This is a genomic window from Actinoalloteichus sp. GBA129-24, from assembly GCF_001941645.1.
GTDB classification, from domain to species: Bacteria; Actinomycetota; Actinomycetes; order Mycobacteriales; family Pseudonocardiaceae; genus Actinoalloteichus_A; species Actinoalloteichus_A fjordicus.
This window is the reverse complement of the sequence record NZ_CP016077.1, coordinates 2,869,926-2,883,865: the sequence shown is the minus strand read 5'-3', so window position 1 is coordinate 2,883,865 and position 13,940 is coordinate 2,869,926. Positions and strand designations below refer to the sequence as shown.

Genomic DNA, 13,940 nt, shown 5'->3' with positions numbered 1-13,940 from the left:
GGATCGACCGCCAACCGCCTTTGTTATTCACTACTCCATTCGTCCCAGTCGAGCTTAGTGCAGGCGTCTCTCCCGCCGCCGCCTCAAAACCAATTTCAACTCGGCGCGGAGTCTTGCCTGCCATTGTGCCGACTGGCAGTGTGAAAGCGATCAACAAGTCATCTGAGTCTTTCAAGGGGGCGGTGCACCATGACATCCAGGTCGTCATCGAGCAGTTCTTCTTTTCCCCGACTCACCACGGATCTGGCGGCGGTGCGGCGGGCGATCATCGATTCGGTGACTGTGGGCGACGAGCGAGCGCGAGGCCCTTTCGAGCATTTCACCCGCAGGCCGGGCAGGCTCTTCCGGCCGACACTCGCGCTGACCTCGGCCTACGTCGTCGACCACCAGGTGTCCGCCGAGGAGGTGATCCCCGCCGCCGTGACCGTGGAGCTGCTCCACCTGGCCACGCTCTGCCATGACGACCTGTGCGACCGAGCAGAGACCCGACGAGGTCACCCGACCGTCAACGCGCTGTTCGGCGACGCGACCGCCCTGATCTCCGGTGACTATCTGCTCGCCTGCGCCACCGGCACGGCGGCGTCGTTGGGCACCCTGCCGATGCAGCTCATCGGCGAGACCTTGAAGACGATCTGCATGGGCCAGTTGCAGGAGGGCCTCGACCTCTACGACGTCGACCGCTCGGAGAGCGCCTACTTCGCCGCCATCACCGGCAAGACCGCCGCCCTCATGGAGGCCAGCGCGGTGCTCGGCGCGGCAGCGGCAGGCGGGGACGCGGTCGCCAGAGCAGGCATGGGGTCCTTCGGCCGCAACCTCGGCATCGCCTTCCAGATCTGGGACGACGTGCTCGACATCTGGGCGCCGAACGGCGTGACCGGCAAGGAGTCCGGGCAGGACCTGGCCAACGGGGTCTACACGCTGCCGGTGATCTACGCACTGCGCGAGCGGCCCGCCGAGCTGCAGCCCCTGCTCAGCAAGGGCGAGTTCACCCCGCAACGCCGTGAGGAGATCCTCGCCGTGCTCGGCCGCACCGATGCCGCGGAACAGTCCCTCCGCGTGGCCAGGGCCCACATCGAGCAGGCGCTGTCCGACGTCCGCTCCCTGCCCGGCGTCGCGCCGGACTCGGCGGAGCGGCTCATCGCCGTCGCGCGGCTGCTCATGCCCGAGATCGACCGGCTGCTCCCCCGGCCAGAGCATGTCGAGACCTCTGTCGTCGCCTGAGCGGCGGTGCTCGTGCTCACCATCGAGAAGTCCGAAACGAGAATGATCAAGAGGTGGCCATGACCAAGGTCGATGACGCCCTCGCACAGGCAGTCGACTGGCTGCTGAAACAGCAGGACAGCGAGGGTTACTGGTACGCGCCGGTGCTGACGAACGTGACGGCAGAGGCAGGCGAGCTGTTCATGCACGAGTTCCTCGGGACGCGAACCGAGGAGTACACCACGACCACGGCCCGCTGGATCAGGTCTCAACAACGAGCCGACGGCACCTGGGCGACCTTCCCCGGCGGACCGGCGGAGCTGTCGGTCACCATCGAGGCCTACCTGGCGTTACGACTGGCGGGAGATCGACCCGACGAGCCGCACATGGCTGCGGCGGCGGCGTTCTGCCGGGAGGCGGGCGGCGCCGAGCGCTCCCGCATGGTCACCAGGATCTGGCTCGCCATCCTGGGGCAGTGGTCCTGGGACGAGCTGCCCGTCATCCCCCCGGAGCTGATGTTCGTCCCCCGCGAGTCCTCGATGTCGGTGTACGGGTTCTCCGGCTGGACTCGGATGGCCGTCATCCCGTTGACCCTGATCAGCTCGCACCGGCCGACCGTCACGCTGCCCTTCGACGTCGACGAGTTACGGTCGGAGCAGCCCGTGCCGCCGCCCGCCGACCCGCCGCTGCTGAGCTGGCCCGGCATGTTCGTCCGGATGGACCGGCTGCTCCACCGCTACGAGCGACGGCCCGTCGCCAGGGTCCGACGCACGGCGGCCCGACTGGCCGAGCAGTGGATGATGCGGCATCAGGAGGTCGACGGCTCCTGGCTGGGGATCCACCTGATCACCGTGTTCGGGCTGCTCGGGCTCGGCGCGGCCGGCTATCGAGCCGACCATCCGACCATGGTCGCCGGCCTGCGCGGGCTGAGCCGCTTCGCCGTCACTGAGCAGACGCCACAGGGCGTCGCGCGCCGGGTCGCCTGCTGTCCAGGGCCGGTCTGGGACACCGCGCTGGTCGTGCTCGCCCTGCTGGACTCGGGAACCGACCCAGCCGACGACCGAGTCCGCGCGGCGGCGGAGTGGCTGTTGGACCGGGAGATCCGCACCAAGGGCGACTGGGCGGTCAACCGACCCGATCTGGTGCCCGGCGCGTGGTCCTTCCCCTTCGCCATGGAGCACTTCCCCGACTGCGACGACACCAGCCTCGTCGTCCTGGCCCTGCACCGAGTGGCCGAGGCCGACGGCTCGCCGATCGCCGAGCGCGCCGCAGCCGCCGCCGACCGAGGCTTCGGGTGGCTCTTCGGCCAGCAGTCCGAGAACGGGGGCTGGGCCGTCTACGACGCCGACAAGACCTCGGACATCCTCGCGCAGCTGCCCTTCTGCGATTTCGGGGTCGCGACCGATCCCCCCTCGGTGGACATCACCGCGCACGTGGTGGAGGCCTTCGCCCGAATACTGCCGCCCGACGACCCGAGGATGCGCAACGGCGCCCTCTACCTGCTGAAGACTCAGGAAGAGGACGGATCGTGGTTCGGCCGCTGGGGTGCGAATTACGTCTACGGCACCGGAGCGGCGGTGCCCGCCCTGATCGCGGCGGGCGCCTCACCGCAGAGCCGGGCTGTTCGTCGGGCAGTGCGCTGGCTGGTCGACCATCAGAACGCCGACGGCGGCTGGGGTGAGGATCTGCGCTCCTACGACGACGACTCGTGGCGGGGCAGGGGCGAGTCGACGCCCTCCCAGACCGCGTGGGCGCTGCTCGCGCTGCACGCGGCAGGCGAGGGCGAGGACACGGACGTGGTCCGGCGCGGCATCGAATGGCTGACCAGCAGGCAGCTCCCGGACGGCACCTGGGAGGAGCATCTGTTCACCGGCACCGGGTTCCCCGGCGACTTCTACATCGGATACCCGCTCTACCGGCAGATCTTCCCCATCATGGCGCTGGGCAGGTATCGGCGTCAGCCGGTCACCGGGTCACCGGCCTCGGTGGCGGCAGAGTCGTCCAAGACGATCTCCAGGTAGCACATGTCGACCCGCAGCAGGTCCTGGATCAGCGCACACGCGGCGCGGACCAGGCGGTAGCCCCGCCGGAGCGCCAGCTCCGCGCTCGCCTCCTCGGCTGGTCCGAGGAGGCGAGCGCGGGCGGGAACCGCCGGAGCGGTGGGGACGCCTCTGGTGGTGCACGGGGCCAGCAGCACTCGAGGCTCACGCCGTACGCGCTTGACCTTGCCGGACGGGCGCTGGGTGCGGACGTAGACGATCCCCGCCGTCCGAGCCGCCCAGACCGGGGTCGCCACCCGGGAGCCGTCCCGCCGGAACGTGATCAACAGGGTCTGCTTTCCCCGTGCGATCGACTCCGGCGTGGACTCGGTCCGGTCGGGCATCGCGTCGAGCAGCTCGAGGATGCGAACGGACGGAATGCTGAGCCGGTCGGCGACCCGGCCGCCGGGCAGGGCCCGACCCGCGACCGGACGAGCGGACCGACGGGCGGGACGAACGGCGTCGCTCACGGACGCACCTCCTGTAGTCCTGGCACGCTTCGAGGCCGATTCACCCACCGGCCGATCCGCGATTATGACCGCCCTGCCTGGAATCCAGCAGCGGTTGTTCGACCATTGAAGGTCTCGGTTTAGCAGCAGGCACCTCGAGGCACGCTTGAGTACCACTGGATTGGCCAGAAGGGTTGCCACCGATGGACGCATAGACCATTGTATGGATGCCGCCAGACAGCTCTACTTCCTTCTCTGAATCCTCTCTCTCGGCCGACTCGACACGACGGGATGACGACGGTGAGCAGCACTCGGATTCCGAATGACCCGCGCCAGTACGACGAACTCGCCGATCAATGGTGGAACCCGGAGGGCACTTTCGCGTCGCTCTCCTGGATCGCCCGCTGCCGCGCGGCCCTGGTGCCCACCGCGACCAGAGAGAACGCCGTGCTGGTGGACGTCGCGTGCGGCGGCGGCCTGCTGCACCCGCACCTGGTCGGGAAGGGTTACACCCACGTCGGCGTGGACCTCTCGGCCGAGAGCGGCCGGGTCGCCCGCGCCCACGGCGTGGACCAGGTGATCCGAGGCGACATGAATCGCATTCCGTTGGCGAACGAGTGTGCCGACGTCGTCACGGCGGGCCAGTGTCTTGAGCACGTCACCGACCCGGCCAGGGTGATCGCCGAATGCTGTCGAATCCTCCGGCCGGGCGGCACGCTCGTGGTGGACACGATCCCGGACACCGCCATAGCGCGACTGCTGATCATCACACTGGCCGAGAACCTGCCGCTCCGGGTCAAGGCGCCCAAAGGCTGCCATGACCACCGACTGTTCGTGAACCGAGCGGGTCTGGTGCGAGCCGCTGCGGCGCACGGAGTCTCGCTGCGTCTTCAGGGTCTCGCGCCCAAGCTCAGCGACATACCCGGATTCCTGTTTCACCGCCGTCCGGAGATCCGCCTCATCCCCTCGCGCAACACCAGCGTTCTCTTCCAGGGTGTGGGGGTGAAGCGAGTGCGTGCCGACGCGAGGAGTCACCGCGAGGCGAGGAGACCGGCGGGCATCGGCGGCTAGAACCGACGGCCAGGACGGTACTCGGCGGTCCGGCTCGTCCAGGTCCGGAGCGCGACATAGCGAAGTCCGCTCAGTCCCGCGAGCGGTCCGATCGCCGGAAACTCCCGGGAGGAGTCCCCATGACCACCGACTCGGCAGCCCTCTCCCATTCCAGGCCCGCTCGCCTCCTCGACTGGGTGCACGCGTCGGGTCCGCCGTTGATCCTCGTTCTGGTGCTCCAGGGCGCCTATGCCGTCTCCGCCTCCCACCATCTGGAGCAGCTCTCCCCGTGGCGGGTGGGCCTGACGCTGGCGATGTTCGTCTTCGACGGCATCGGACGGCGACTGATCAACGACTACGAGGACCATGCCCGCGGTCTGGACCGGCCGGACCGGGTCCGGCCGGACAGCTCGTTGGCGCTGGGACTGGACATGCGCGTGGTCCGTCGCGTCGGCATGACCGGATTCGTGCTGGCCTGGCTCTGCGCAGGCTACCTGGCGGTGACGACGACGCCGTGGCTGCTGTTGTCGATCCCGATCCTCTATCTCGCCTACTTCGCCTATGCGGGCGGCCGTCGACCACTGGGCCATCGGGGCCTCGGGGAGGCCCTCGACTTCGTGTTCACCGGCACGATGGTGACGTTGGTGGTCGGCTGGGTGAACGTGGGCCGGGTCGACGGCGCCCTGGTGCTGGCCGCGCTCGGCGCCGGCTTCCTGTTCATGAGCCTGATGCTGCACAACAACGCCCGTGACGTGGAGAAGGACGCCGCAGTGGGCAAGACGACGCTGCCACAGCTCGTCCCGCCGTCGGCGACCAAGGCCGTCTACGTCGCCGGACTGTCGGGCTTCTACCTCTGCGTCGCGGGCATCGCGGTGCTGCTGTCGGCGCCCTGGTACCTGCTGCCGCTGGTCACGCTGCCCTGGACCGCGTCGCTGGCCGTCACGGTCCTCCGAGGCCCGATCGGCGACAAGATGGTCTCCTGGGCGCGGCTGTACCTGCTGATGATCGCGAACTTCGCGTTGTTCTCCGTCGGCGCCTGGCTGTGAGTGGGCGGGTCGGCTCAGTCGAGCCTGCCTACCGTGTCGACGGCCTCCGGTCCGATGGTCTCCCCTCCGGCGGGTCCCGCCGGCTCCACTCGGCGTCGGAGCGGGTGCGGCCCTGCCGAGCGCGGGCGAAGCCGCCGATCACCTCGTGATCGGCCACGGGCCCAACCCGCAGGAGGTGCCCGTTGCGGCGTGGAATGGCACAGGCCGGCCCCGCCGTCGCCCGGAGTCCAGCCTGCGCACCGGCCGATTCCGTCCCCCGGCGGCGCCGACCGGCCGAGGACGCGGGCATCCCGCCTGATCCTGTCCTGCGGTGGCCGGGACGATGCCGAGCCGATCGGCCTGCGTCCGGCCCGCGACTCCGTCTGGCTCGATCTCGGCTCGCCCCGGCGCAGCCTGGTCAGGTGCCGATCAGGCCGGGTCGGGTCAGGTCAGCACGGGGAACAGTTCCGGACCGGCGTCGCGGCCGGTGGCCAGCTCCACGAATCGGGCAGGCCCGGCCAGGACCACGAGCACGTCGGCCGTCCTGGCCAGGGCCTCGGCGGCGGGTTCCGGTACGCGGTCGACGGCCGAGGCCGCGTCGAGCAGGTGCACGGTGCCCTCGACGAGTCGCGTCAGCACGTAGTCGCCGAGCGCGATGTCGCCTGCCGGGCTGGCCACGACCGAGTCCCAGGCGGCCTGCGTTCGTTCGAGCACCACGGGGGCGTCCTCGGCGAACCAGCCGACCAGCTCGGTCCGGCCCGCCTCCGCCGCCGCCCGCGCGGCCGAGTCCACCATCGAGGGTCCGTGGGGCAGTCCCCGCAGGTATCGGAAATAGTCGGCCGCGTCGGTCCGCGAAGGCGGGGAGTCCGACCGGCCGTCCACGGCGGTGCCCAGGACACCGACCCCCCTGGCGACATGGGCGTACAGCTCGGTCATCGTCCAGCCGGGCAGTCGCGTCGGGGACCGCCACCCGGCATCGTCGAGCCCCGCGCCGAGCCCTGCCCAGCTCGCCCAGTTCTCGGCGAGCAGCGCGAGGTCTGCCGTGGTCCCGCCCGCCCGGCTCCCCCGCACGGGCAGGGCCGAGGCGCCGCTGCCCTGCGTGGCCCGATCCTGCTGCGAGGTCACAGCGGATAGACCATGGCGTTCTTGATCAGCGCACCGTCGTAGACGGCCGTCTTCTCGGCGAAGCGAAGGGTCCCACCGTCGTCGCGCACCAGGTCACGGTAGCGCCCCGAGGCGTAGACCTCGGTGTGCTCCTCATTGAGGCTCTGCAGCACGACGAAGGACGCCTCCACCGCCAACAGGCCCGGCTCGTCGGTGTGGCTCACCCGGAGCCCCGAGACGAGATGACGCATCGACCTCGGCGCGTAGACCGAGACGTTCTCGATGGCGTTGACACGGTCGGAGAGCCCCGGAACGCCCTCGCAGCGCATCATCGCCAAGGGCAGTCCCGCATCGGCGTTCTCCCGTGAGATCGCCAGATATCGACAGTCGTCCTCGAACAGGCCGAGCCACTCGGTCAGCCGCTTCTCGTCGAGCAGCTCCGTGTAGTCGGTGTAGAGCCGCAGGACCCGGAACCACAGCTCCATCGACGTGGACTGCCCGACGTCGCGGCTGAGTGCGGTCTCGGTGGTCTCGGTCATCGCTGCCTCACAGTCCCATCACCTGGCGATAGTGGCGGTAGAACGCCCTGATGGCCACCTCGGTCACCATGTGCTCGGTGTCCTCGGTTCCATGGCCGCCCATCTCGACGACGGCCTCCGCGTCGTCGCTGCCCTGAAGTCCACGCTGGTTGTAGGCCAGCACCTCCCAGTCGTCGATGCCGACCAGCCCGGCGGGCCCCTGGAGGTTGGCCTGACGCAGCCTGCGCCGAGTCATCTCCGCATCGTCGTCGGCGTAACCGAAGTAGGTCCAGTGCAGTTCGGTCACCCCGGCCGCGCGCGTGACGATCTGCCGCATCGCGAGGGTGTTGGTCTGCTGTTGGATCATCAGGTTCGGCCACAGGGTCTGCATCACCACCGTCTCCGGACCCGCGAACTCCTTGGCGGGGACCAGCATGTTCGGATCGGCCAGCCGCAGGGAGGTGTCCAGGTTCTCGATGTCCGCGGTCGCCGCTGTGTGTCGCTGTTCCCCGCGCCGGGAGCTGAGCACCGCATGCTGACCGGTCGCGTCCATCAGCACCCGGGACGGCTGGTCGGCCCGGAACAGTCCGAGGCTGACGAGGAAGACGTGCAGCAGACTCGCGTGGTACGGGTCCTTGATGTTCTCGAAGATCAGCTTCCAGTTGGCCGGGATGCGGTGTCGCTGGTAGCCGAGCACCGTCAGCTCTCGTCCGTCGAACACCCGGTCGAAGTACTGGGTCATCTGGGCACCGAGGTAGGCCTCCAACGGCGGTACGGCGTGGTCGAGGCTCGCGAAGACCACTCCGTTGCGCTCGGCGACCGCCAGCCGCCGCAATCCGTGCTCGGCGGGCTCGAAGTCAGCGGGCATCCCGCCGTTGCCGCCGACGCCCCGCCGGAACGGCACGCCGCGCAGCGTGCCGTCCAGGCCATAGGTCCACTGGTGGTAAGGACAGACGAAGCGGCGGGCATTGCCCGAGCGCTCCATGCAGAATTCCAGTCCTCGGTGCGCACACCGGTTGAGCACGGCGTTGATCGCCCCGTCCTCGGCCCGCACCACGATGATCGGATGTCCGCCGACGAAGGTCCGCACGAAGTCGCCGGGACGCGGAATCTCGGCCGCCAACGCCACGTAGTTCCAGAACGGCCCGGCGAAGATCCGCTCTTGTTCTCGACGGTAGACGTCGGCTGCCGTGTACACCCAGTAAGGGACTCGAGAGACACTCGAACCCGGCCATATCCGGGCGAACTCGGAATCCGCGACAAGGCCTTCTGGTGCGACGGTGCTGGGTGTCGACATGCCCGACTCCTCGACTCAGAAACTACCTCTGGTACCCGCGCATTTGCCGCCGCAGATTAGCACTCAGCGCAGCATCGAAATACCCGAATGGAGCACTATTGCGCCGGGCGGCGCAGCGCAGTGCGGCGACCGGCTGCCGGTCGGACGTCGGAACTCGCACTAACCGGAGAATCACGGAGTCAAGACTGTTCCTGGCACGAGAGAACTGATTGAGTCGGCGCAGGCGGAACAGCTCCACCGCCACCAGCCGACGAATGCGAGGAACTGATGGGAAGCCCGCAATCACTTGCCGAGCGCAGATCCGCACCGGGCGACGGCCTGCCGCCGGGGCCGAGCGCGCCTGCGATTCTGCAGACCGCGATGCTGGCAGGCCGGTTACAGCCGTATCTCGACTCGTGTCGACGACGCTACGGCGACTGCTTCACGCTGCGCACGGTGACCTGGGGGCCCTGTGTCTTCGTGTCGAGCCCAGAACTGGTCAAGGAGGTGTTCACCGGCGACCCGGACGTCCTGCGGGCCGGGGAGCACTCCACCGAGATCGGCCTCGGCGAGGTACTCGGCCCGACGGCGTTCGTCATCAAGGACGGGGAGGAGCATCGACGGCGACGGCACAGCGTCTCGCCCGCGTTCCAGGGCAAGGCGGTCCGGCGCAGCGCGCAGGAGATCGGCGAGATCACCCGTGCCGAGGTGGCTCGCTGGCCGAGGAACACTCCCGTCGCCCTGTTGGAGCCGATGCAGTCCATCGCCCTCGAGGTGATCCTGCGGATCGTCATCGGCGTCACCGACGAGACCAGGACGCAGCGGCTGCGTGCCCTGCTGCCCCGCGTCGCGTCCTTCGATCGGGGGCCGATGCTGTGGTCGGGCCTCCGGAAGATGCCTGCCTGGCAGCGATATCTCCGCATCCAGGCGGAGGCTCGCGATCTGCTGGGACAGGAGATCGCGGACCGTCGAACCAGAACGGATCTGGCCGAGCGCACCGACATCCTCTCGACGGTGCTCGCGAGCGGCAACGCCGTCGCCGAGGACGACTCCGAACTGATCGACCTGCTCATCTCGCTGCTGCTGGCCGGGCACGAGACCTCGTCCACCGGCATGGCCTGGGCGCTGGAACGACTCGTACAGCATCCGGAGGCGATGCACCGGATTCAGGCGGCCGTCGACCTGGACGATCCGACACTGGACGCTCAGCTCGACTCCCTGGTGCGGGAGGCCCTGCGGATCAGGACGATCACCCCGATCATGGCCCGCAAGACCGCCGCGCCGGTCCGGATCGGCCGCTGGGACCTCCCGGCAGGAGTGAACGTGATGATCTCCACCGGCCTCGTTCACCTGTCACCGGACAACTACGAGGCGCCGGAGGAGTTTCGGCCGGACCGGTTCCTGCACGTCAAACCCGACCCCTATGCATGGGTCCCCTTCGGCGGCGGCGCACGGCGCTGCGTGGGCGCCGCACTGGCGCTGCTCGAGATGAAAGAGGTGCTGCGCACCGTGCTCACCGAGGTGGACCTGCACCGCGTCGACGATCGCTCGGAGCCTCCTCGGCTGCGGCACGTCACCTTCGTACCCGGTCGCGGCGCGCGCGTCGTGGTGCGTCCGCGCTGACCGATCCGACCGTCAGGAGAGGTGACCGTGATGTCCGAAGCACCCGACGTGACCACGACCGCGGGCTCGGCCGGGCCGACGACCGCGCTGCCCCGCACGCCGTTTCCCTGGGGACTGGTCCGAGGCTCGACCGAGTACGCCCGGTTCCGGCTCCCGTTCCTCGACGGGGCGCTGCTGCTGTCAGGTCAGGACACCGACGACGCGTTCGCCCTGCTGGAGATGCGGCTCGGCCCGGAGCAGGGGCCGGACCCGCACCTCCACCGCGACGAGGACGAGTACTTCCACGTCGTGGAGGGCAGTTACCGGTTCCGGATCGGCGACACGACGTTGGACTGCGGGCCGGGCGACGTCGTCAAGGTCGGCCGAGGGGTGCCGCATCAGCTCACGGCGGGACCGGCAGGCGGCCGACACCTCACGATGTTCGTCCCCGCCGGGCCGGAGGGCTGGTTCATCGAAGCGGACAGCCTGGCCCGGCGTGGTGAGTTGAACCTCGCCACGCTGGGCCCGCTGTTCGAGCGGTACGGCATGAGTCAGGTGGACTCCACGACGACACGGATGATCTGATCCGCTGCGCCGTCGGTGGTGCTCACCCCTGAGCGTCCACGGTGAGCACCACCCGGCCGAAGTTGCGAGCCTCCTCCAGATGCCGATGCGCGTCGGCGGCCTGCTCCAGGGTGAACGCGGACTCCGGATCGACGACGGCCCGCAGTCCCTCGGACACGTCCCTCCACAGTGCCTGGACGTCGGCGGGCCGAGCGGTTCGGACACCGAGGACCCGCTGGTTGCGCAGGTACATCTGCCGCAGATCGAGCTGCGCCGTCCCGCCTGCCATCGCACCGGAGCACACGACGGTCCCGCCTGCGGCGAGCAGCGGCGCGGTACGCGCCCACAGGGACGGATCGACGAGGTTGTCGACGACCGCGTCCACGCCCGCGCCCTCGGTCGCCTCGCGGATCGTCTCGGCGAAGTCCGGCGAATCCGGATCGAGCACCAGATCCGCCCCGAGTCCCGCCACCAGCTCGCGCTTCCAGCCCTGGCGCGAACACGCCGCAACCCGCGCTCCCCGATGGAGCGCAAGCCGGACCAGGGTCGAGCCGAGCCCGCCGGACGCACCGTGGACGAGCACCCACGAACCCGCCGTCACCTCGGCAAGGTCGAGCTGACGCCGGGCCACTGCGCCATTCAGGGCCAACGCACACACTTCGAGGTCGCTGACGTCCTCGGGCACCGGGTGGACGTTGCGGGCGGGCACGACGCAGTAGCGCGCGTAGGCACCCTGCCGGTGGACGCCGATCAGCCGCAGGTCGGCACAGCTCTCCGTGCGTCCCGCCAGGCAGGCCCGGCAGCGGGCACAGTGCACGACCGGGAACACCGCCACCCGCCGGCCCAGGAGTGCGCCGTCCACGTCCGCTGCGGCGGCGACCACCTCGCCGACGTGGTCGGCACCCAGGACGTGGGGGAAGCTCAGGCTGCGGGCGAAGGGCAGTCGGCCTGCCCTGGTCTCGATGCACAGCGTGCGTCCGACGCTGACCGCACGCACCTGCACGAGCACCTCACCCGGACCGGGCAGCGGGACCGGCAGTTCCTCGATGCGCAGGGTCTCCGGGCCGCCGAACTCGTGATGAACGACGGCCTTCATCGATTCCGGTATCGCGTCCCCGACCACGGAGTTCGACGGAAGCGTTGACGGCGACGGGACAGGGAACATTGCGGACACAGGACCTCCCGTGATCTGGGCGCCGAGATGCGCGCCCTCGACGTTGTCGCATTCGGTCAAGTACACCCGTGCCTGCATTGTCGACTCGAGTGATCCGCGAGAGTGTCGCGATTCCTCGACGCGAGAATGCCGCACCGCTGCTCGATCAGGTTCCACTTCGGACGAATCGGACGCCTCCTGCCTGCCGACCCGGCCCGTATCATGCCGTATCGGCTCGCTGCGGCGACAAATCTCGACTCAAGAATTCATCGACTAGCGGTCGACCGACCGTGGCCACCTCGGCAGGCCGTGGGATATCTCGTTCCCAGAATGACGGCCGACCAACCGGCGTGCATAACTCACGGATCATGTCCAGCTTTTCGTGACCTGTTCTCCACCGTTATCGCGCCACTAAAATGCGACGCGATCACCCGCGATCTCCACGGTGCTCCCGAATGGCACACAGCGCACGAGTCGACGGCGAAGCGAGGCAGACGATGACCCATTCCGATATCGTGCCCGACGACACCACGGTCGACGAGGGCACGAACGCCCTGCCGGACTATCCCTTCAGCAGACCCTCGGCGGTGGAGATGCCCGCCGAGCTGCACGCCGCGCGGGAACAGGGACCGATCATCCGGGTTCGGCTGACGGTGACCGGGCTGCCGGTGTACCTGGTGACACGGCATGACGTGATGCGCCGCGTCCTCGCCGACCCGAGGTTCAGTCGCGCGGCGGGGACGGCACCAGACGCACCCGCCTACGGAGTGGACCGCCCGCCGCCGGGAACACTGTTCACCACCGACGGGCCTGCGCACACCCGCCTACGGCGCCTGATCAGTGCGAAGTTCACCGGAGCCCGGGTGCAGGCACTGGTACCCAGGGTCGAGGAGATCGTCGAGGACCTGCTGGACGCCATGGCGCGGACCGGAGCACCCGCCGACCTCAACGAGGCGCTGGCCTTCCCCCTGCCGGTGACCGTCATCTGCGAGCTGTTGGACGTCCCCTTCGAGGACCGAGGCGAGTTCCGCCGGTGGACCGACATGCTGAACTCGCTGGACCCCCTGCGGCGGGAGGAGACACAGCAGAGTCAGCTGGCGCTCGTCGGATACCTGGCCCGGCTCATCGAGCGCAAACGGGCCGAGGGCGACGGCGGCGGGGACGACCTGATCACGGCGTTGATCGCGGCCCATGACGAGCAGGGCCGCCTCGATCTGACCGAACTGTTGATGCTCACCCTGGCGATGCTCGTCGGCGGCTACCTCACGACGACCAGCATGGTGACCTCGGCGGTCCTGACCCTGCTGCGCAACCCGATGGAGCTTCGCAGGCTCCAGGAACAGCCCGACCTCATCGACGCCTACGTCGAGGAGCTGTTGCGGATCAACCCGCTCGGTGACGCGGGGCCCATCAGCATCGCGACCGAGGACGTGGAGATCGAGGGTGTGCTCATCCCGGCGGGCAGCGGCGTGGTCACCGCCTTCTCCTCCGCCAACCACGACGAGTCCGTCTTCCCCCGGCCGCACCGTTTCGATCCCGACCGGCCGGCGAACCCGCACCTCGCGTTCGGTCACGGCAGCCACCGCTGTCCGGGCGCTGCGCTGGCGCGCATGGAACTGCGGGTGGCGATCAACGCCCTGTTCCGCCGCTTCCCGGATCTGCGGCTGGCCGTCCCCCTCGAGCAGCTGCGCCATCGGCCCGGCCAGGTACTGCTCAGTCTGGAGGAGCTTCCGGTCGCCTGGGGTTAGCCCGCCTGGGGAACCGGCACCCGATGCCACCGAGGCGTTGGGCTGGGACGGACAGGAGGACTGCGCCGACCTTCTCCTCGTCATGTTCGGGTGCCATGCTCGGGTCGTCGTCGCCGGGTGCGGACTCCGGTGATGGCGGTCGGCTGCACACGCGAGGCCGAGATACCGTTCTCTCCCAGCGAAAGCCGGGGTCGGACACCCGGCCTGCGGCG

12 protein-coding genes are annotated in these 13,940 nt (G+C 69.2%); 7 read left to right on the top strand and 5 right to left on the bottom strand.

Annotated features, from left to right (window positions below):
- Positions 1-276 precede the first annotated feature (276 nt).
- Both UA75_RS12885 and shc read left to right on the top strand, forming a co-directional pair.
- The gene (locus UA75_RS12885; protein ID WP_198043006.1) at positions 277-1,221 is read left to right on the top strand and encodes a polyprenyl synthetase family protein; all 945 of its coding nucleotides are present in this window, start codon (positions 277-279) and stop codon (positions 1,219-1,221) included.
- 59 nt (positions 1,222-1,280) lie between these two features.
- A complete protein-coding gene (gene shc / locus UA75_RS12880; protein WP_083683168.1) occupies positions 1,281-3,221 on the top strand; it encodes a squalene--hopene cyclase in 1,941 nt (646 codons plus the stop codon).
- Here the strand turns inward: shc and UA75_RS31755 are convergent.
- Positions 3,158-3,709, bottom strand: coding sequence for a PPOX class F420-dependent oxidoreductase (locus UA75_RS31755; RefSeq protein ID WP_198043005.1), 552 nt, complete (start codon positions 3,707-3,709; stop codon positions 3,158-3,160). The genes shc and UA75_RS31755 overlap by 64 nt on opposite strands.
- A gap of 279 nt (positions 3,710-3,988) precedes the next feature.
- On the opposite strand from UA75_RS31755, the gene UA75_RS12870 reads away from it, so the two are divergent.
- The gene (locus UA75_RS12870) at positions 3,989-4,759 is read left to right on the top strand and encodes a methyltransferase domain-containing protein (RefSeq protein ID WP_232237736.1); all 771 of its coding nucleotides are present in this window, start codon (positions 3,989-3,991) and stop codon (positions 4,757-4,759) included.
- Positions 4,760-4,878: 119 nt separating this feature from the next.
- A complete protein-coding gene (locus tag UA75_RS12865; RefSeq protein WP_075740442.1) occupies positions 4,879-5,784 on the top strand; it encodes a prenyltransferase in 906 nt (301 codons plus the stop codon).
- 423 nt (positions 5,785-6,207) lie between these two features.
- On the opposite strand, the gene UA75_RS12860 is transcribed toward UA75_RS12865, so the two are convergent.
- From UA75_RS12860 to UA75_RS12850, 3 genes are read right to left on the bottom strand one after another with little or no spacing between them, the layout of a single operon-like run.
- The gene (locus UA75_RS12860) at positions 6,208-6,888 is read right to left on the bottom strand and encodes a maleylpyruvate isomerase N-terminal domain-containing protein (protein ID WP_075740441.1); all 681 of its coding nucleotides are present in this window, start codon (positions 6,886-6,888) and stop codon (positions 6,208-6,210) included.
- Complete coding sequence (locus UA75_RS12855) at positions 6,885-7,406, bottom strand: aromatic-ring-hydroxylating dioxygenase subunit beta (RefSeq protein WP_083683166.1); 522 nt, start codon at positions 7,404-7,406, stop codon at positions 6,885-6,887. The genes UA75_RS12860 and UA75_RS12855 overlap by 4 nt, the downstream gene beginning before the upstream one ends.
- Positions 7,407-7,413: 7 nt before the next feature.
- Positions 7,414-8,583, bottom strand: coding sequence for an aromatic ring-hydroxylating oxygenase subunit alpha (locus UA75_RS12850; RefSeq protein WP_198043004.1), 1,170 nt, complete (start codon positions 8,581-8,583; stop codon positions 7,414-7,416).
- A gap of 366 nt (positions 8,584-8,949) precedes the next feature.
- Here UA75_RS12850 and UA75_RS12845 point away from each other — a divergent pair, with 366 nt between their 5' ends.
- Positions 8,950-10,284 (top strand): cytochrome P450, encoded by a 1,335-nt coding sequence (locus UA75_RS12845; RefSeq protein ID WP_075740439.1) that lies wholly within the window; start codon positions 8,950-8,952, stop codon positions 10,282-10,284.
- A 30-nt stretch (positions 10,285-10,314) separates the two neighbouring features.
- On the top strand, positions 10,315-10,848 hold the full coding sequence (locus UA75_RS12840; RefSeq protein ID WP_157434148.1) for a cupin domain-containing protein: 534 nt from the start codon (positions 10,315-10,317) through the stop codon (positions 10,846-10,848).
- A 22-nt stretch (positions 10,849-10,870) separates the two neighbouring features.
- On the opposite strand, the gene UA75_RS12835 is transcribed toward UA75_RS12840, so the two are convergent.
- Entirely contained in the window at positions 10,871-11,923 is a 1,053-nt protein-coding gene (locus UA75_RS12835; RefSeq protein WP_075743748.1) for a zinc-binding dehydrogenase, read from the bottom strand.
- A 554-nt stretch (positions 11,924-12,477) separates the two neighbouring features.
- Between UA75_RS12835 and UA75_RS12830 the strand changes: the two genes are divergently transcribed.
- Entirely contained in the window at positions 12,478-13,728 is a 1,251-nt protein-coding gene (locus tag UA75_RS12830) for a cytochrome P450 (protein ID WP_083683165.1), read from the top strand.
- Positions 13,729-13,940: the final 212 nt, after the last annotated feature.

Coding starts and splice junctions, on each gene's coding strand:
- shc (WP_083683168.1), top strand. CDS start 1,281: ATGACCAAGGTCGATGACGCCCTCGCACAGGCAGTCGACTGGCTGCTG.
- UA75_RS12865 (WP_075740442.1), top strand. CDS start 4,879: ATGACCACCGACTCGGCAGCCCTCTCCCATTCCAGGCCCGCTCGCCTC.
- UA75_RS12855 (WP_083683166.1), bottom strand. CDS start 7,406: ATGACCGAGACCACCGAGACCGCACTCAGCCGCGACGTCGGGCAGTCC.
- UA75_RS12845 (WP_075740439.1), top strand. CDS start 8,950: ATGGGAAGCCCGCAATCACTTGCCGAGCGCAGATCCGCACCGGGCGAC.
- UA75_RS12840 (WP_157434148.1), top strand. CDS start 10,315: ATGTCCGAAGCACCCGACGTGACCACGACCGCGGGCTCGGCCGGGCCG.
- UA75_RS12835 (WP_075743748.1), bottom strand. CDS start 11,923: ATGAAGGCCGTCGTTCATCACGAGTTCGGCGGCCCGGAGACCCTGCGC.
- UA75_RS12830 (WP_083683165.1), top strand. CDS start 12,478: ATGACCCATTCCGATATCGTGCCCGACGACACCACGGTCGACGAGGGC.